Origin of the sequence: Asaia sp. W19 (genome assembly GCF_003994335.1) — a bacterium.
Taxonomy (GTDB): Bacteria; Pseudomonadota; Alphaproteobacteria; order Acetobacterales; family Acetobacteraceae; genus Asaia.
The window spans coordinates 93,184-110,357 of record NZ_PNQZ01000005.1 but is presented as its reverse complement, the minus strand read 5'-3'; the positions used below and the strand labels follow the sequence as shown (position 1 = coordinate 110,357).

General features: G+C 61.8%; 18 protein-coding genes. 5 read left to right on the top strand and 13 right to left on the bottom strand.

Features of this window, described 5'->3' with window-relative positions:
* Positions 1–34 precede the first annotated feature (34 nt).
* The 3 genes from parE to C0V97_RS01460 all read left to right on the top strand — a co-directional run bounded on the left by parE (position 35) and on the right by C0V97_RS01460 (position 3,767).
* Positions 35–2,053 (top strand): DNA topoisomerase IV subunit B, encoded by a 2,019-nt coding sequence (parE, locus tag C0V97_RS01470; RefSeq protein WP_127100034.1) that lies wholly within the window; start codon positions 35–37, stop codon positions 2,051–2,053.
* Positions 2,053–2,958: a DMT family transporter gene (locus C0V97_RS01465; RefSeq protein WP_127100032.1), complete on the top strand. Its 906-nt coding sequence runs from the start codon at positions 2,053–2,055 to the stop codon at positions 2,956–2,958. Before parE ends, C0V97_RS01465 begins: the two co-directional genes overlap by 1 nt.
* 107 nt (positions 2,959–3,065) lie before the next feature.
* Positions 3,066–3,767 (top strand): YfdX family protein, encoded by a 702-nt coding sequence (locus C0V97_RS01460; protein WP_158625316.1) that lies wholly within the window; start codon positions 3,066–3,068, stop codon positions 3,765–3,767.
* A gap of 69 nt (positions 3,768–3,836) precedes the next feature.
* Here the strand turns inward: C0V97_RS01460 and mutL are convergent, their stop codons facing one another.
* Genes mutL through ileS form a run of 4 tightly spaced genes read right to left on the bottom strand, consistent with a single transcriptional unit; the run spans position 3,837 to position 9,751 of the window.
* A complete protein-coding gene (gene mutL / locus C0V97_RS01455) occupies positions 3,837–5,681 on the bottom strand; it encodes a DNA mismatch repair endonuclease MutL (protein ID WP_127100028.1) in 1,845 nt (614 codons plus the stop codon).
* A gap of 23 nt (positions 5,682–5,704) precedes the next feature.
* Positions 5,705–6,241 (bottom strand): DUF3035 domain-containing protein, encoded by a 537-nt coding sequence (locus C0V97_RS01450; protein WP_127100026.1) that lies wholly within the window; start codon positions 6,239–6,241, stop codon positions 5,705–5,707.
* A 43-nt stretch (positions 6,242–6,284) separates the two neighbouring features.
* A complete protein-coding gene (gene lspA, locus C0V97_RS01445) occupies positions 6,285–6,887 on the bottom strand; it encodes a signal peptidase II (protein WP_370264814.1) in 603 nt (200 codons plus the stop codon).
* Complete coding sequence (gene ileS, locus C0V97_RS01440; RefSeq protein ID WP_127100022.1) at positions 6,863–9,751, bottom strand: isoleucine--tRNA ligase; 2,889 nt, start codon at positions 9,749–9,751, stop codon at positions 6,863–6,865. The genes lspA and ileS overlap by 25 nt, the downstream gene beginning before the upstream one ends.
* Before the next feature lie 328 nt (positions 9,752–10,079).
* On the opposite strand from ileS, the gene C0V97_RS01435 reads away from it, so the two are divergent.
* Positions 10,080–10,502, top strand: a complete 423-nt coding sequence (locus tag C0V97_RS01435; protein ID WP_127100020.1) for a hypothetical protein — start codon at positions 10,080–10,082, stop codon at positions 10,500–10,502.
* Positions 10,503–10,546: 44 nt separating this feature from the next.
* On the opposite strand, the gene C0V97_RS01430 is transcribed toward C0V97_RS01435, so the two are convergent.
* From C0V97_RS01430 to C0V97_RS01390, 9 genes are all read right to left on the bottom strand, one after another.
* Positions 10,547–10,756, bottom strand: coding sequence for a hypothetical protein (locus C0V97_RS01430; RefSeq protein WP_127100019.1), 210 nt, complete (start codon positions 10,754–10,756; stop codon positions 10,547–10,549).
* Between the two features lie 95 nt (positions 10,757–10,851).
* Positions 10,852–11,268 carry a VOC family protein gene (locus tag C0V97_RS01425; RefSeq protein WP_127100068.1) on the bottom strand — a complete coding sequence of 139 codons (417 nt, stop codon included), beginning with the start codon at positions 11,266–11,268 and terminating at the stop codon, positions 10,852–10,854.
* A gap of 39 nt (positions 11,269–11,307) precedes the next feature.
* Entirely contained in the window at positions 11,308–12,237 is a 930-nt protein-coding gene (locus tag C0V97_RS01420) for a bifunctional riboflavin kinase/FAD synthetase (protein ID WP_127100017.1), read from the bottom strand.
* Positions 12,234–12,926, bottom strand: coding sequence for an acireductone synthase (gene mtnC / locus C0V97_RS01415; protein ID WP_127100015.1), 693 nt, complete (start codon positions 12,924–12,926; stop codon positions 12,234–12,236). Before mtnC ends, C0V97_RS01420 begins: the two co-directional genes overlap by 4 nt.
* Positions 12,923–13,480 (bottom strand): acireductone dioxygenase, encoded by a 558-nt coding sequence (locus tag C0V97_RS01410; protein WP_127100013.1) that lies wholly within the window; start codon positions 13,478–13,480, stop codon positions 12,923–12,925. Before C0V97_RS01410 ends, mtnC begins: the two co-directional genes overlap by 4 nt.
* A complete protein-coding gene (locus C0V97_RS01405; RefSeq protein ID WP_127100011.1) occupies positions 13,477–14,094 on the bottom strand; it encodes a methylthioribulose 1-phosphate dehydratase in 618 nt (205 codons plus the stop codon). The genes C0V97_RS01410 and C0V97_RS01405 overlap by 4 nt, the downstream gene beginning before the upstream one ends.
* Before the next feature lie 7 nt (positions 14,095–14,101).
* Positions 14,102–14,374 carry a twin-arginine translocase TatA/TatE family subunit gene (locus C0V97_RS01400; RefSeq protein ID WP_127100009.1) on the bottom strand — a complete coding sequence of 91 codons (273 nt, stop codon included), beginning with the start codon at positions 14,372–14,374 and terminating at the stop codon, positions 14,102–14,104.
* A gap of 51 nt (positions 14,375–14,425) precedes the next feature.
* A complete protein-coding gene (locus tag C0V97_RS01395) occupies positions 14,426–14,935 on the bottom strand; it encodes a CHAP domain-containing protein (protein WP_127100007.1) in 510 nt (169 codons plus the stop codon).
* The gene (locus tag C0V97_RS01390; protein ID WP_127100005.1) at positions 14,932–15,558 is read right to left on the bottom strand and encodes a regulatory protein RecX; all 627 of its coding nucleotides are present in this window, start codon (positions 15,556–15,558) and stop codon (positions 14,932–14,934) included. The genes C0V97_RS01395 and C0V97_RS01390 overlap by 4 nt, the downstream gene beginning before the upstream one ends.
* Before the next feature lie 60 nt (positions 15,559–15,618).
* On the opposite strand from C0V97_RS01390, the gene C0V97_RS01385 reads away from it, so the two are divergent.
* A complete protein-coding gene (locus tag C0V97_RS01385; protein ID WP_127100003.1) occupies positions 15,619–17,172 on the top strand; it encodes a D-aminopeptidase in 1,554 nt (517 codons plus the stop codon).
* Positions 17,173–17,174: the final 2 nt, after the last annotated feature.

Genomic DNA, 17,174 nt, shown 5'->3' with positions numbered 1-17,174 from the left:
GACGGCGCCCCGGCGAGGCCGTCAAGAACGCAATATGAACGACGACCTCTTCCAGAGCGATGAAAAGCCCGCCCGTCGGCCCCGCAAGACGGCGCAGGCTCCCGTACCCGAAAATTACGGTGCCGATCAGATCGAGGTCCTCGAGGGGCTCGAACCCGTACGGCGGCGTCCGGGCATGTATATCGGCGGTACCGACGATACCGCCTATCATCATCTCGCCTCTGAAATTCTTGATAATGCGATGGATGAGGCCGTGGCGGGCCATGCCAGCGTCATCGATCTGGCGCTTGAAGAATCGCGTCTGCTGATGGTGCGCGACAACGGGCGCGGTATCCCGGTGGATGCGCATCCCAAATTCAAGGATCGCTCCGCACTCGAGGTGATTTTCACCACGCTCCATGCAGGCGGAAAGTTCTCGGGCAAAGCCTATGATACCTCGGGCGGCCTTCATGGCGTCGGCTCTTCCGTGGTCAATGCCCTGTCGGATCGCCTTGAGGTTGAGGTGGCGCGCGAAAAGCTGCTCTGGCGTCAGGATTACGCCCGGGGCAAGCCCATCACACCGCTGCAGCAGGTAGGGAATGCGCCCAATCGCCGTGGCACGACCATCCGCTTTTCGCCCGATCCAGAAATCTTCGGGCCGCTCAGCTTCTCGCCGCAGCGATTGTACCGTCTGTGCTGTTCCAAGGCGGCCCTTTTTCGTGGCGTCACCATTCGCTGGAGCGTCAACCCTGCCCTGATCAAGGCAGGCGATGAAACCCCTGTCGAGGCAACCATCCATTTCCCGAACGGACTGGCGGACAGCCTGAATGCTGAGCTCGGCGCATCCCCTGCGCTCCTGGCTCCTGTCTGGGCGGGCGAGGCGGAACTGCCCCAGGCCGCCGATGGACGGACCGGTGGCAAGCTCGAATGGGCTGTGGCCTTCATGGAGCAGGGCGCGTCGAGCATGACCTCCTATTGCAACACCATTCCAACCCCGCAGGGCGGCACGCATGAAACTGGCTTCAGGGCCGCGCTGGTCAAGGGGCTGCGTGCCTGGGGCGAGAGCCGCAACATGAAGCGTGCGGCCGCCGTGACGGCAGAAGACGCTCTGGGCGCCCTGGCGGTCAAGCTCTCGGTGTTCATTCGCGATCCCCATTTCCAGGGTCAGACCAAGGAAAAGCTGACCACGCAGGAGGCCAGCCGTCTGGTTGAAGGCGCGCTGCGCGACCGTCTGGACCACTGGCTGGGGGGTAATCCGGCTCAGGCCGATAATCTGCTGGCGTTCATCATAGAGCGGGCAGAGGAGCGGCTGCGCAGGCGTGAGAGCAAGGACACACCACGCAAAAGCGCCACGAGGCGCCTGCGTCTGCCCGGCAAGCTCACAGATTGCACGCGCGAAAACGCGGCCGATACCGAGATCTTTCTCGTCGAAGGCGACTCGGCAGGGGGGTCCGCGCGTCAGGCGCGTGATCGCGAAACCCAGGCCGTGCTGCCGTTGCGTGGCAAGATTCTCAACGTGGCCTCGGCCACGGCAGACAAGCTCAAGGCCAATCAGGAACTCCGCGATCTGGTCGAGGCACTGGGCTGCGGGTCAGGATCGACCTTTGACGTCGCCCGTCTGCGCTACGGACGCGTCATCATCATGACAGATGCTGACGTAGACGGCGCCCATATCGCCTCGCTGCTCATGACGTTCTTCTACCGGGAAATGCCTGATCTGGTACGCAAGGGGCATCTCTATCTGGCCCAGCCCCCGCTCTATCGTCTGACCCATGGCGCGAAGACCATTTATGCGATGGATGACGAGGATCGCGTGCGGCGTCTGAAACGCGACTTCAAGCAGGGCGCCAAGGTCGAGATCTCGCGATTCAAGGGTCTGGGCGAAATGCCGGTCAAGGATCTCAAGCAGACCACCATGGACCCAGCGAAGCGCACCTTGCTGCGCGTAGTCACCCCCCCCGAGGACCGGGCCTTGACCAGCGACCGCGTCGAAAGCCTGATGGGCCGCAAGCCGGAGTTGCGCTTCCGCTTCATTCAGGATCATGCCCGCTCGGCCGAACTGCTCGACGTCTGATGGCTTCTCTCGAGCACCCTCATGCAACGCCGCTGGACAAGCTGGGAGGGCTGGCCCTTCTGATCGGTGGCATCTCGTCCTTCCAGGTCGGAGCGGCTTTGGCCAAGAGCCTTTTTCCGCTCTTTGGGGCAGAGGGCATGGTGGGGCTGCGCGTCTGTCTCGCCGCCGTCATCCTGCTTGCTGTGATGCGTCCAGGCCCTTCAGTGCTCAAACCGGGCATGTGGAAGCTGCTCCTGCCTTATGGCGCCTCGATGGCCGTCATGAATTTCGCCTTCTATATCGCGCTCGTTCGCCTGCCCCTCGGGCTTGTGGTCGCTTTCGAATTCATGGGACCGCTCTCCCTCGCCTTGATCGGGTCACGCCGACTGCTCGATCTCGTCTGGGCGGGCATGGTGGTATCCGGTCTGTATCTGCTGCTGCGTCCCGACCATATCGAGGGGCATCTCGACCCGATCGGCGTCATCGCGGCGCTGATCAGTGCTGTGGGATGGGTGATCTATATCCTGACCGGTACTCGTATCGGGCGGGTGATGCCTGCTGCCCAGGCCACAACGCTGGGCATGACAACGGCCGGCATCCTGCTTCTCCCCTGGCTGATACCCGCCCTTACGCCGGCCGTAACCCACCCCCATCAGGGGATACAGGCTGTGGGCGTCGCCATCCTGTCATCGGCGGTGCCCTATATTCTGGACATGATGGCCATGAGGCGGCTCGGGCCGCGTGATCTGGGTATCCTGCTCAGCCTCGAGCCTGTTCTCGGCTCGATTTCGGGACTGCTTCTGCTGGGAGAAACACTTTCGGTCGCACGCTGGATGGGAGTGCTCTGCATTGCCGGAGCCTCTGCCGGGAACGTGCTCACCTCGCGCAAGCCGCCCCCGGACGGCGAGACCGTTCCCCCAACCTAGACCCTGTATGGCGTCGTGTTAACGCGCTTGTCATGCAACATGCCGTGCCGGGCTCCGTTCTCTTCCCAAACCGTCTCATCAAGAGACGCCTTAAAAGGAGAACATCCATGCGCCGCCTGATGATTGCCGGATCTGCCCTTCTGACCGTTGCCGGGGCACCGGCCTTTGCCGCCCCTTCGGCGGACGCCTCCATGGCGGCTGACCAGGCTCATGCAGATCGCGATTTCGCCCGTCTGTCCAAGGATGGACAGAAAGCTCTGGCCAATATCATTCTGGCCCAGCAGGCTCTCGCCTCGAACCAGAATGGACAGGCTCAAAGCCTGATCAATGAGGCGGAAGCCCGCCTCGAAAAGGCTGCCAAGGACAATCGCGCCTTCATCAAGGCCGAAGACGCGATGCAGCCCGTCCCGAGCCATGGTGCGCCCAAGCGTCTGGCGGTCAGCGGCGTGCCGCTGCACTGGCTGCCGGTTGGGGGTGAATACGCCGTGACCGATACACTGGCCCCGGCCCAGCAGACGGCTCTGGCCAATGCCAATCAACATATGAAGACGGGTGAGACCAAGCTGGTCAACCAGGACCTGCAGGTTGTAGGCACGAAGGTTCAGTATGTGGTGGCCCTCGCGCCACTGGAGATGATTTCCGGTGACGTTCATCGCGCCTCGGTCTTCATGGATGGCGGCGATACGAAATCGGCAGGCGACGCCCTGCAAAACGCGGTCGATTCGATCCTCTTCGTCTCTGGCGATGTCGTTGCCGTAACCCACCCAACGACCGCCAAGCGCCACAAGATGGCGAACAGCCCTTCCTGAACGGTTGACCTTCCCCGGCTCGGCGCGCTCCTTGCCGGGTGAAAGTTTCAGGGCCGTCTATTCTCGGCGTTAACGGATGCGCCCGAAGAGTTTCTCGAGCTCATCCCGCCCAAGACGTAGCCAGGTCGGCCGCCCATGCGAGCAGGTGTTGGCTCTCGGCGTCTGCTCCATCTGCCGCAACAGAGCGGACATCTCATCCTGCTGCAGACGACGTCCGGCGCGGATGCTACCATGGCAGGCCATACGGGCGATAACAGCATCGATCCGCCGTTCCAGTGCCGCGCTGTCACCCGGCACGAGATCCGGATCAGCTGTCAGCTCCTCCGAGAGATCGCGCAAAAGCGAAACGCCGTCTCCCCCCTGAAGGAGGACGGGCATGGTGCGCAGAAGAACGCTCCCCCCACCGAAAGACTCGATTTCGAGCCCGAGCGCCTCCAATGCGGTCTTCCACTCGAGCAAACGTCCTGCCTGGCCGGGAGGCAGGTCGATCACTTCAGGTAAAAGCAGGCGCTGTGCCTTGAGAGAGCCGCTCGTATATTGCGCGAGCAGTTTCTCATGCGTCAGCCGCTCATGCGCTGCATGCTGGTCGACCAGAATCAGATCGCCATCCTGCCCGACGGACAGGATATACGTATCGAATACCTGCGCGACGGGTGCCCCCAGCGGAAAAGAAGCGCGCTGGATCGGGTCAGGCTCCATCAAGGGGCGAGTTGCTGGCGCGAAGCCTCCAAGCCCCTCTGCAAATCCCTGTATGTCGCTTCCGGGGCTCAGTGCGACAGGGGCACCCGAACCCGCCATAGCCGAGTGCGCGGCGATAAATCCGGATGTAAGACTCACGGGGTCCGGGGGCGGATAGTGGATGGCCTGTCTGGCGGGCGCAGCAAAACGCATCCTGACTCCGGCTTCGCCCGCGCCATGCCCCAGAGCACGCTGCATGGCGCCGATCATAAGCCCTCTGACATCAGCTTCCTCGGCAAAGCGCAGTTCAGTCTTGGACGGGTGGACATTCACATCCACCCTGTCATGGGGAAGGCGCAGATGCAGGGCGAGCACGGGGTGACGCCCCGGTTCGATAACCGGACGATAGGCCACACGTATGGCCGTGCGCATGAGTGGATCGGCCACGGGGCGGTTATTCACCACCAGGAACTGCGACGCCGCCGTGGAGCGCGTGGCTGCCGGGCCGCAGATGAAACCGCTCAGGTGAAGCCCGTTGCGCGTCTCGTCAAGCGCGATTAGGGACTCGCTTTCGCCCAGAACGGCCTGGACACGGTCGATGACGCTCTGAACCGGGAAATCGAAGACAGGGCGTTCGTCCAGCGTGAAACGCATGGCGCAATGCGGGGCAGAAAGCGCAAGACGGCGCATCACGCCCTCAGCGTGGCTGCCTTCGACACGCGCACTTTTGAGGAATTTGCGCCGGGCGGGTGTCGCGAAGAAGAGATCCTCGACCACGACCCGTGTTCCGGGCGCCCCGGCGGCCGGACTAGGGGGTGTCAGGGCACCGCCCTCAAGACGCAGCGTCCAGGCTGTATCGGCATCATGCTGCCGCGATGTGAGCGTGAGACGCGCCGTGGCGCCGATGGAGGGTAGAGCCTCACCCCGAAAACCCAGCGTGACGATATGGGTCAGTGTTTCATCGCTGAGTTTGGAGGTGCAATGGCGTTCGACAGCCATCACGAGATCATCGGGCGACATGCCGCAGCCGTTGTCGCTCACCTCGATTCTGTCGCAGCCCCCGTTGAGCAATGATACCTCGATGCGGGTCGCCCCGGCATCGAGGGCGTTTTCGACAATTTCCTTGAGGGCGGCGGCGGGCCGTTCGACGACTTCACCGGCCGCGATCAGATCGATAACGTGGTTGGAAAGACGGCGAAGTCGGGGCTGGAGCAAAGGACGTTCAGAGGGGGGCATGTTCAGGCATCAGATGACGCCCTTCAGAAGACGCCGAGGAAAGAGCTTTTGGACTTCTTGGTCGGGGTGGCACCGGTCGAGGGGCTCTGTCCAAGGGCTGAGGCGCGCTGTATCCGACGGTTTTCGGCTTCGCTATCAACAACGCTCCCTGCATTGCCGCCACGCCAGAACATCAGCTCATCAGTCAGTCCTGCGCCTGCGGCACCGAGCTCGGCGTTATTGGGGGCCTTCGAAGCCTGATCGACCGCCCCGATCAGAGCCTGCTGTCCGGCGCTGGCGCTGCCCGAGGTGGAATGCAGAGCCGCGTTGGGGGAGAGCGTCTCGAGCGCCTGGGTGCGGGGATTTTCATCCGCTGTGTGGTCACCCTGACCCGGCAGGCTCAGCTGCTCGGAAGGCGGCATGGACAGTGGCGCGCGCGTCGTCACCGTATATTCGTCCGGCATCGACCGTTCGAGGCCGAAAGCCCGCGAGACGTCAGAGCCGGAGCAAGCCGGGAGGAGCGCAGTCAGGCCGAGAACCGGCAGGACGCGAAGGACGGACGGGAGGGAGAGCTGAGCCATATCGGACCCGATCCTAATGGAGCGTTTCGGCATCGACAAGAGATCAATGCTCGTGCGGTGCGGGGCCATGGCCCGGGACGGTGGTGGCACCCGTTTCGGCGCGCGTGCGGGAGGCTGCATCACGACGATCCGACCAGATCGAGTCGATCACCCAAGCGATGACGCCGCAGACGATTGCTGAGTCTGCGACGTTGAAGACATACCAGCTCCAGCCGAAGGCATGCGCGTGGATGAAGTCGACCACCGCCCCGAAACGGATGCGATCGATCACATTGCCAACGGCGCCGCCCGCGATGGCGGCGGAGGCAATCGCCACGACCATGCGCGGCGTGCGCAGGGTCTGCCACAGCAGGGCAAGTACCGCGATCAAGGCGACGGTGCAAAACAGAAGAGGGCCCTTTGACCCCACGCCCCCGAGCATGCCGAAGGTCACCGCATGGTTCCAGACCATCGTGAAATTCAGCCCAGGCATGATGGCCACGCTGCCCCGGTCAGGCAGGTGATACACAGCGAGAATCCACCATTTGCTGATCTGATCGGCCAGGAGCACGATCAGAAAGGCGGCCAGCCCGGCGACGAGCGTCGCCGGTCGACCGAAGCTGACGGTGAGCTTGGCGCCCTTCACATCGACACCACATCGCTGCAACGCAGGCACAGCCCCGGATGGGCAGTCTGGCTGCCGACCTCAGGCAGAACGCGCCAGCAGCGCAGGCATTTGTTGCCATCGGCCTCGGCCACACTCGGGCCAGGATGCGCGCCGACAATACCTTCATGCTCCGTGGTCGCCACGTCATCGATATAGAGCGATGGTACATTGGTCAGAAGCTGGATATCGGCCTGCGAGACGATGGCGAGCTCCGCCCAGTCCACATCCCCGAATACGGCCTGCTCCTGTTCCGTCAGCGGCAGGCTGAGGCGCGCCTCGAGCGATGAGCCGATGACCCCGCCGCGGCGCGCGCCTTCGAGTTCGGTCGTGATCACGCGGCGCAGGGCGCGGAGGCGGTTCCAGCGCTCGCCCAGTGCCGCGTCGTTCCAGGTCGGATCAGGCTCGAGAAAGCTCTGGAGATGAACTGAGCTGTCCTCGCCGAAGCGGGACGTCCAGGCCTCTTCCGCCGTGAAGACCAGCACCGGTGCGAGCCAGGTGGCGAGCGCGCGATGCAGGATATCGAGCACGGTACGCGCCGCGCGACGCCGCTGCGAGGAAGGCGCATCACAATAAAGCGCATCCTTGCGAACGTCGAAATAGAACGCCGAGAGATCGGTCGTGCAGAACCCGTGCAGCATGGGATAGACGCCGACCCATTGATGGGTATGCACGGCCTGTTTGATCTGGCCACCCAGCTCGGTCAGGCGATGCAGGATATAGCGTTCGAGTTCCGGAAGCTGATCGAACGGCACCGCCTCTTCGGGGGTGTACCCATCGAGCGCGCCCAGCAGCCAGCGCAGCGTGTTACGCAGACGGCGGTAGAGTTCGCCCTGCTGCTTGAGAATCTCGTTGCCGATACGCAGATCTTCGTTGCTGTCGGAATTGACGACCCAGAGACGCAGGATATCGGCGCCCAGCTTGTCGGTCACTTCCTTGGGCGCAATCACATTGCCCAACGACTTGGACATTTTGCGCCCTTGCTCATCGAGCACGAAACCATTGGTCACAATGGCCTTCATGGGCGCAATGCCGCGCGTACCGACGCTTTCGAGCAGGGAAGACTGGAACCAGCCACGATGCTGGTCGGACCCTTCAAGATAGAGATCTGCCGGGAAGTTCAACCCCTCTTCGCCCAGAACGAAGCTGTGCGTCGAGCCACTCTCGAACCAGACATCGACGATATCGAATACCTGCTCATACTGCGCGGGGTCACGCCCCTCACCCAGGAACAAGGCCGGGTCGGCGCTGTACCAGATATCGGCGCCATGCTCGGCCATCGCATCGACGACGCGCTGCATGACTTCGGTATCGCGCAAAACCTCGCCCGTGCTCTTCTCGACGAAGACGGCAATCGGCACGCCCCAAGCGCGCTGGCGGCTGATGCACCAATCGGGACGCTGCTCGATCATGGAAGTCAGGCGATTGCGCGCAGCCTCCGGCACGAAGGTGACATCCGCAAGCGCGTCAAGCGCCTTGTGACGAAGGGCCTGGTCACCATCCATGCGGATGAACCATTGCGGGGTAGCACGAAAGATGATCGGCTTACGCGAACGCCAGGAATGTGGATAGGAATGCACGATGCTCGACCGCGCCACGAGCCCGGCCGCCGCATCGCCATTGGCCGCCCAGCGCTGCGCGGCCTCGGTGAGGGCCGCACAGACCGGATCGGCCGCCTTGAACACATGGATACCGGCAAAATGCGGCACCCAGGGAGCATAGGTCCCGTCATCCTGCACGAGCTCAGGCACTTCGATGCCATATTGGCGTGTGAGCAGGAAGTCGTCCTGGCCATGGGCCGGTGCCATATGCACGAGACCCGTACCGGCATCGGTGGTCACGAAATCGCCGGGAAGCATAGGGACGTCGAACTCATAGCCGCAGCCACGCAGGGGATGGGCGCAGATCGTACCCTCAAGCGCCTCTCCGGGCAGGGTGTAGAGAATATGATGGTCCTGGATGCCTGCCTGCTTGCAGAAATCCGCGACGCGCTCCTCTGCCACCAGGAAGCGCGATCCCGGCGCCACGAGGGAGGCTTCTTCCATCACATCGGCACGCAGCACGACATAGGCGATCTCGGGCCCGTACGCGATGGCGCGGTTCGCCGGAATGGTCCAGGAGGTAGTCGTCCAGATCACGGCTGAAGCCCCCTGAAGCGCCTGGCCTGGGGTCGGATCCGCCTCGATCGGGAAAGCCACGTGAACCGTGGTGGAAGTGATGTCGTGATACTCGATCTCGGCCTCGGCGAGAGCCGTCTTCTCGACCGGGCTCCACATCACCGGGCGTAGGCCGCGATAGAGACCACCATTGAGCAGGAATTTGCCGATCTCGCGGACGATCGCGGATTCCGACGAGAAATCCATGGTGGCGTATCGGTTCTTCCACTCGCCCTGGATGCCAAGCCTCTTGAATTCCTCGGCCTGGATGTCGAGCCAGCGACGCGCATAGTCGCGGCACTCTGCGCGAAACTGCAGGACCGGAACGTCGTCCTTGTTCTTGCCCGCCTTGCGATATTCTTCCTCGACGCGCCATTCGATCGGCAGGCCGTGACAATCCCAGCCGGGCACATAACGCACACGCGCGCCATTCATGCGCTGGGCGCGATTGACCACGTCCTTGTTGATCTTGTTGAGCGCGTGACCGATATGCAGATGGCCATTGGCGTAGGGCGGGCCGTCATGCAGGGTAAAGACAGGCTTGCCCTGCCCTGCCTCTATAATCTTCTCATCAAGTCCCATCGACTCCCAGCGCGCCAGGATTTCCGGCTCGCGCGTGGGCAGATTGCCGCGCATCGGAAAGCTGGTGCGGGGCAGAAAGACCGTGTCGCGATAACGGTCCTGAGGATCGGGGCTTTTGGAATCAGGCATCTTCGATCATTCGACGGAGTCAGGGAACCGGGAGTTATGCGAAGATGCGGGGCAAAGGGTCAAGAGCGCAGGGTTGGCAAGGACTCACAATTGGGTCGCTTCGGCCCGTCAAATTGTGCTGAAAACCGGCCGCCGACGCTGGTGGCGTCATGCCGCCTCGCCCTCGCCCTCGCAGGGGCAGCGAGGGCGAATGACCCGAGCGAGATGCCCACCGGGATAATGGCAGGTGCTTGGATCAAGCTTTCTGCCATCTACACGCTTTATTCATTCATTGACGGTGCCTACTCCCATGCATCATCGCAATAATAACTCAATACGGACTCATGGAATGAAAATAGTCGTGGCTGCCGCCCTGCTTCTGCTTCCAGGCGGCCCAGTCAATGCCGACGCACAAACCAGCCTGACACCTCCTCAGATGTCGATCCGGGTGCTGGACCGGTTCGTCACACTGATGAATGAGAAGACGCCGCTCAGGGATAACGAAATGGTGACGATCCTCTCGCTACGACGTGAAGGACGCAAGATCGTCGAGACGATTGCCCTCACCCATGTGGCAGACGAGGCGATCTTCAATTTTTCCGAAACTGAGCTCAAGCGCATGATTACGAATGCCGATACTGAGCGCTATTGCTCAACCAACATGAAATTTCTGATGGAAGGTAACGTCACAGTCGAATTCATCTACATGTTGCGCGGGAGGGAGTTCTTCAGAACAACGCGTAGCCCGGCATTCTGCACGGTGGTGAACTGAGGACAAAGACTGCTTCCGACCGTACTTGCCCCTATATACCAAGCTCAGCGCAGACCCTTACGGGACGAAAAAGTAGAGGGGGCGTAGACGCTTTCAAACGTCTCATCGATCTGACAGCCCAGTGACGTAAGATCGCGGCGCAGGAACTCCTTGAGTCGCACGAGCCGGGAAACGCTTTCCTTCCTGCGGGATTCCTTTTGGGCGATGTGCTGTTCCATCGCTTGCATCTGGTACATTTGCATCGCGCCGAACATGACAGACTCCCACCCCTCATTAACCGTGAGTAATCTTTAACATTTTTCGATGTTAAGTGAAACATGTAAAACTTCACAAAACAGGCAAGTTCGTATCAGTCCTCTGGAGACTGAATGACCAGCCCCTTAGGGGGCCGATCACGCCAGGCCCTCATGCGGGTCGCCAAAGTGCCAACATGAATCTCGAGTTTATGCCCATCGGGGTCGAGGAAATAGAGCGAGTCGCCTTCGCTCCTGTTTTCCTTCCAGCGCGCCACCTTTCCGCTCAGCCTGGCACAAAGTACCGTAAAACCATCCTGCTCGACGCTGAAGGCAAGATGAGAATCGTCCGAACCGTCCGGCAGAATTGCCTCCGAACGCACCTCAAGACACAGCCAGAGGGCCCCTGCCTCTAGATACGCCCCCTTGCCCCATCGAGCCCGCAGGACGCAGCCCAAAAGATCGCGATAAAAGCGGATGGAACGCTCAAGATCACCTACGCAGAGCGTCACGTGATTTATGCCCGATATCAGAGGCGTGTCAGACAACGGGCATTTCCGACACCCGCAGGATCAGGAAAGGGTTGAGAGAACGATGCGAGCGCTGGCGGCGTCTTCGGCAATCTGGGCCTTGAGCGCATCAAGCCCTTCGAAACGTCGCTCCTCGCGCAGAAGCTTGTGCAGGCTGACCTCCAGTGTCTGGCCGTAGAGATCCTCGCTCACATCGAAGATATGTACCTCGAGGCGGCTCTCCTGCCCGTCATTGATGGTCGGGCGTCGGCCAATATTTGCAACGCCGCGGGTCACGCGCCCATCGGGATGGCGTATCGTCACGGCATAGACACCGCGTGCAGGCTCGATATGCCGCCCAAGGGGGATGTTGGCCGTAGGAAAGCCGAGCAGACGACCACGCTTGTCGCCATGGGCGACACCCCCGGCGATAAACCAGGGGCGACCGAGTTCTTCCGCAGCGCGCTCGGGATAGCCCTCCTGCAACAGGCGCCGGATACGCGAGGAAGAAAAAGGGCCGCCAATATCGGTCAATGGAGGGACGATGGTCAGGCCGATCCCGAGCGTCTCGAGCTTGTGTCCCAGATAGGCAATGCTGCCTGCACGTCGATGCCCGAAGGCAAAATCCGGACCACAGGCGACATGTTTCACACCGAGCGCCCGGTCGAGCACAGATTCAACGAAAGCGTCGGGGCTGAGATGGCTGAAATCCGCATCGAAGCGGAGCTGGAAGACACGCTGCGCGCCCTGCTCTTGCAGGATACGCGCCCGGATTTCGGGCAGCATGAGGCGTAACGGTGGATCCTGCGGTCGGAAGAACTCGCGAGGATGGGGCTCGAATGTCACTGCGCCAAGCGGCAGCTCGGGGCGGGCCGTATGGAGCGAGCGCAGCAAATGCCGATGCCCGAGATGCACCCCATCGAAATTGCCGAGGGCGACGGCGGCGCCGCGCGCCTCAGGCGGGATCGCCGTCCAGTCCTCGTACAGGGTCATGAGACGGGCAGTGCAAAATACTGGCTGACCTCAGCGAAATCAGAAGCCTGCCGCGCTCCATGATGCGGGGTCGTGCCATCTTCCTTGCGGACCAGCTGGCAGGTCTTGAGCCCGGCTTCGGCGGCGGCATCGAGTTCTGCTCCGATATCGGACAGGAACAGGATTTCAGCCGGGGTCACACCCGCGCGCTGGGCGATCTCGCGGTAACTCTCCGCGATCTTCTTTCCCCCGATGTCCAGATCGTAGAACGCCTCGAACAACCCCGTCAGATCGCCCGCATCGGAGTAGCCGTATAGCAGGCGCTGCGCGCTGGCCGACCCAGAGGAATAAACCGCCAGACGCAGGCCTGCCTGATGCCAGGCTTTCAGCGCAGGCGGCACATCTGGATAGAGACGTGCCTTGAGCTCACCGGACTCGAAACCCGTTTTCCAGGCGAGGCCCTGGAGGGATTTCAGGGGGGCTACCTTCTCGTCCCGGATGGTCCAGTCATGAAGCTGGGCAACCGGATCGCAGCCGGGATTGGCGGCATCGATATCAGCCAGCGCCACCCTGACCAGCGGATTACCGGCCTGCTGACGCAGCAGCTCCGGCATGACCCTGTCGGAATAGGGAAAAAGCACATCCTTCACGAAGGAGATCGGCAGGGTTGTGCCTTCGATATCAAGAAGGATCAGGCGGATGGTGCTCATGCAGCAATGTCCGGAATGGTCACGGGAAAGCGGCGGGCAATCTCGTCACCTGTGTATTCAGCGATCCAACCCGTCGTGTCGGTGAAGACGCGAAGCGCCACCACATCGGGATTGAGTCCGGCATCGAACCAGTGCGGGGTGCCTTCAGGCACCGAGATCAGGTCGCCCTGCACGCAAAGCACCGAATACACCTTGTCGCCCACATGCAGGACGAACGCGCCCTGACCGTGCACGAAGAACCGCACCTCATCTTCACTATGCGTGTGCTCGGAGAGATATTTTTCCCGCATCGCAGCGATCTGGGGCGTGTTGCGGTCAAAGCGGACCACATCGGCGCTACCCGCACCGGTTTCCCCCATCAGCCCGTCCAGATACGGGCGGTAAGCCTCCAGGATCTGCTCCGGCGGGGCATCCTTGGCCGGAGTGACGGGGGCCCGCCAACGCTCGAAACGGACATTCAGAGGGCGCAGGGTCTCGGCAATCTCGCGCGGGTTTTCCGTGTCGAGCAGCACGGTTTCCGGCGCGTCATCGCGATAGATCGTCAGTCGGCTCATGATTTCCGCCTTTCGAGTTCGCAGGCCAGCAGGAACTCCAGCCCTTCGAGACGGGCGAGGGCCATTTTCATGTCCCGCCCCCAGACATAAACACCATGCCCACGGATGATGTATCCGGCGGGCATTGCCCCGAGACGCGGAGCAACCACCGTAGCGAGACGGGCGATATCCTGATCATTGTCGAACACAGGCACGTCGATCGCCGTATCATGGGTCGATTGCCCTTCGAACACCTTGAGCAGCTCGTACCCAGCCAGGGTCAGCGACGATCCGGCAAGCGCCATGGACAGCACGGTGGCGGCCACGGAATGACCGTGCAATACAGCCCCGATCGATGGATCAGCGGCATAAAGCTGCGTATGCAGAAGCGTCTCTGCGCTGGATTTCTGCATAGGATTGATCGGACGTCCCGCGGGATCGATCTCGATCACGTCCGGCACGGTCAGAAAGCCCTTGTGCCCGCCTGAGCGGGTGATGGCGATCCGGCCATCTTCCAATCGCCGGCTGAGATTGCCAGCCGTCGCCGGCACCCAGCCACGCTGGTCCATACGCTCCCCGGCCTGGATGACGTCCTGCACCGCCTCTGACCAGAGACGATCCGAAAACTGGGTCATGACAAGCTCAGTGATTGACGTTGTTCACATTGCCGCTCGAAACGGGAGATGTGTAATGAGGCTGCTGCACCCCGCTCTGAGGCGGCGGCGAAATCTGTCCGTTTCGCTGGGTATGGGCCTGGTTCGGCTCCATGGACTCATCCTCGGCCATGTTCTTCTTGAAGGATTTGATCCCCTTCGCGAAGTCACCCATCAGGCCGCTGATCTTGCTGCCACCGCCAAACAGGATGAGCACAACGGCGAGCACTATCAGCCAGTGCAGGGGACTCATGCTACCCATAATCTCTCTCCTTGTGCGACGGGGTCGTCTCGCCGTCTTGTCTCTTGCTTCTCACATGGCGTGATCAGGCGTCTCTTGCAAGCGGGCAATATCATCAAGGTCGCGCGGTACGATAAAGCCATAGGTCGGATAAGCGCGTGACCCCAGATTTTTGATGGGGGCCCAATAGACCCTCACCAGTGACCAGTCATTATCGCGGGAGACATCGATGACGGGTACGGAGCGATCGATACGCCCTGGCTCCCAATTGGCATGTTCAACAAGGATCTTACGCGAGGATACCGTGCTGCGCACCACCGATACATGACCCGAAGGCAGCCGTCCGGTGGAGCGAAACACGAGGATTTCACCCTGCGCCGGGGTCTGGGTGCGTCTGTATTTACCCGATGCTCCCCGCCACCATGAGGCAGCGGCACCGTAGAGCGCGACGCCCGTCTTGGCACGGGCATAAGGGGCGCATTGCAGGGGGCCATTGAAACTCGCACGGCTGTACTCTCTCGGACCACCGCCGCAGGCCGCGAGACTGAGACAAAAGCCAAATCCAAGAGCCATTTTCTTCATGACGATTTCAGCGCCATGACGCGATCCTCCGCTTCTGACAGATCAAGGGAGAGCGCTTGCTCGGCCACCTCACGACCAAAGCCCGCGCGGGCGAACACAGCGAGAGCCCGCTGGTGTTGTTCCGGGCCCGATGCTTCATCCGCATCCTCACGACGGAACGGGCCCAGACGGCGCTTGCGTGCCAGGATGAGCGCGGCACCCAGTTCGTGCTCTCTGGCACTCTCGTCATGCCGGTGACCCAACGCCTCCTCCATCGCTTCGCCAAGCGTTTCAGCATCGATTCCCTTCTGGGCAAGGCTGGCAGCGACGGCACGGCGGGACCGACCGGTACGCGTCAGAGTTTTCGAGCGCGATCGCGCAAAAGCTGCGTCATCCAGCGCACCTATTCGCCGCATATCGCCCACAATGGCGTCGATCATGGCGCGGCTGGCCACGCGCTGCGCCTCGATCCGCTCGCTCTCTCCACCCTGGCTGGCATATCTACGCGCCCAGCGCATCACGGCACGGTCAAGGATCTGGGTCAGGCCTTGTTCGGTCGCGGCAAAGCGCGCCAGATGACGCAGGGCCGCCTCGCGCAGTGTTTCCGCAGTTGGCGGAGGGAGCTGATCCGGAATCGCTGACATAGAGACACTGTGCCATAACTTCATGGCAGTAACATGGTGAAAACCGGTCGGAGACCCCTCATGCCCCGCTCATCGCTCGATCGCGCGCTGGCCGCCCTCCCCTCTTCCTATCCCGGACCGGGAGGGGCGGCTGCGGTCATCCGCAATGGCGAGGTCATCGGATGCCATAGCTGGGGCTTTGCCAATGCCGAAACGCGTCTGGCCTTCACGCCTCGTACGCAGTTCCGCCTGTGCTCGATCACCAAGCAATTCACCTGTGCCCTGCTCGATGCCTGGCCGGACAAGGCGGCACTTGATGCCTATGTGGCATCGAGCCTCCCCAATCTGCAGGAGCCTCCGCCGGGTGTCATGGATCTCGCGCATAACCAGTCCGGCCTGCGCGATTACTGGGCCGTAGCCATGCTGCACGGTGCGCCCACCGAATCGGTTTTTGGCAGCACCGAGGCAAAACGGGTGATCTCAGGCACGCGCAGCCTGCATTTCAGGCCAGGTACGGCCTATTCCTATGTCAACCAGAATTTCTATCTGATCTCCGAAGCGCTGGAAGCCTGTTCGGGGCGCAGCTTTTCCGAATTGCTTCAAACGCAGATTTTCGACCCTTGCGGTATGAAAACGGCATTCCTCGCGGCTAACACCCAATCAATGCCCGATGGGACCCGAGGCTACGAGGGCAGCGAGGCCACGGGGTATCGCGCCGCCAACAATAATATCCTGTGGACCGGGGATGCAGGGCTTGGGGCGAGTCTGGACGATATGATCGCCTGGGAAAAGGCAATTGACGCGCAGCGCGACGACCCAGAGGGCTTCTATAACCGGCTCTCCCGCCCTGTTCACTTTCGCGATGGCCGATTGGCCCGCTACGGATCTGGATTGCAGCGCGGCAAGCTTTTTGGTCGGGCCATGACAGGGCATGGGGGCGCCCTGCGCGGCTGGCGCAGTCACCGGCTCCATCTGGCCGAAGAGCGGCTCTCCGTAGTGGTGCTCTTCAATCATATGTCGGAGGCGCATTCCGCCGCTGCCGAGCTTGCCGCTGCAGCCCTGGAGATCACCCGAACTGCGCAGGAGAGCATGCCGGGCTCAACCGCGTTCATCGGTCACTATCTCGAGCCCGAAACAGGGCTCTCCGCCTCGATCACCCCGACGGTTTCGAACGCGCGGCTTTCGCTGCGCTATGCCTATCCGCCCGAAATTCTTGATGACTGGACTCAGGACAAGGCCGGTCGCGATGCAACAACATTGACCCTGGATGATCAAGGGCTGGTCATGTCCCGCCCGCAGGAAAACCGAGAAACACGCCTGATACCCATCCCGGAGATGCAGCGCTTTCAGGATCTGGCCGGACGCTATGAATGCGAGGAACTCGATAGCATCCTGACAATTGCCGGAAGCGAAGAGGCCTTCTATGGCGCTTTCTCCGGCATGCTCGGCCAGGGACGCATGGAGCGCCTGCAGAAACTCGGCAACGACGTCTGGCTCGTGCCCTGCCTGCGAGCACTCGACCACTCGCCGCCCGGGTATTGGACCCTGGCGTTTCAGCGTGACGCACAGCACAAGCTGACCGGCCTGCGCGCAGGATGCTGGCTTGCCCGCGATCTGCTCTACAGGCGCATCTGAGC

What these genes read in the sequence shown, in the direction of transcription:
- parE (WP_127100034.1), top strand. Translation starts at nt 35, where the DNA reads ATGAACGACGACCTCTTCCAGAGCGATGAAAAGCCCGCCCGTCGGCCC.
- C0V97_RS01465 (WP_127100032.1), top strand. Translation starts at nt 2,053, where the DNA reads ATGGCTTCTCTCGAGCACCCTCATGCAACGCCGCTGGACAAGCTGGGA.
- C0V97_RS01460 (WP_158625316.1), top strand. Translation starts at nt 3,066, where the DNA reads ATGCGCCGCCTGATGATTGCCGGATCTGCCCTTCTGACCGTTGCCGGG.
- mutL (WP_127100028.1), bottom strand. Translation starts at nt 5,681, where the DNA reads ATGCCCCCCTCTGAACGTCCTTTGCTCCAGCCCCGACTTCGCCGTCTT.
- C0V97_RS01450 (WP_127100026.1), bottom strand. Translation starts at nt 6,241, where the DNA reads ATGGCTCAGCTCTCCCTCCCGTCCGTCCTTCGCGTCCTGCCGGTTCTC.
- ileS (WP_127100022.1), bottom strand. Translation starts at nt 9,751, where the DNA reads ATGCCTGATTCCAAAAGCCCCGATCCTCAGGACCGTTATCGCGACACG.
- C0V97_RS01435 (WP_127100020.1), top strand. Translation starts at nt 10,080, where the DNA reads ATGAAAATAGTCGTGGCTGCCGCCCTGCTTCTGCTTCCAGGCGGCCCA.
- C0V97_RS01430 (WP_127100019.1), bottom strand. Translation starts at nt 10,756, where the DNA reads ATGTTCGGCGCGATGCAAATGTACCAGATGCAAGCGATGGAACAGCAC.
- C0V97_RS01420 (WP_127100017.1), bottom strand. Translation starts at nt 12,237, where the DNA reads ATGACCCTGTACGAGGACTGGACGGCGATCCCGCCTGAGGCGCGCGGC.
- mtnC (WP_127100015.1), bottom strand. Translation starts at nt 12,926, where the DNA reads ATGAGCACCATCCGCCTGATCCTTCTTGATATCGAAGGCACAACCCTG.
- C0V97_RS01410 (WP_127100013.1), bottom strand. Translation starts at nt 13,480, where the DNA reads ATGAGCCGACTGACGATCTATCGCGATGACGCGCCGGAAACCGTGCTG.
- C0V97_RS01405 (WP_127100011.1), bottom strand. Translation starts at nt 14,094, where the DNA reads ATGACCCAGTTTTCGGATCGTCTCTGGTCAGAGGCGGTGCAGGACGTC.
- C0V97_RS01400 (WP_127100009.1), bottom strand. Translation starts at nt 14,374, where the DNA reads ATGGGTAGCATGAGTCCCCTGCACTGGCTGATAGTGCTCGCCGTTGTG.
- C0V97_RS01395 (WP_127100007.1), bottom strand. Translation starts at nt 14,935, where the DNA reads ATGAAGAAAATGGCTCTTGGATTTGGCTTTTGTCTCAGTCTCGCGGCC.
- C0V97_RS01390 (WP_127100005.1), bottom strand. Translation starts at nt 15,558, where the DNA reads ATGTCAGCGATTCCGGATCAGCTCCCTCCGCCAACTGCGGAAACACTG.
- C0V97_RS01385 (WP_127100003.1), top strand. Translation starts at nt 15,619, where the DNA reads ATGCCCCGCTCATCGCTCGATCGCGCGCTGGCCGCCCTCCCCTCTTCC.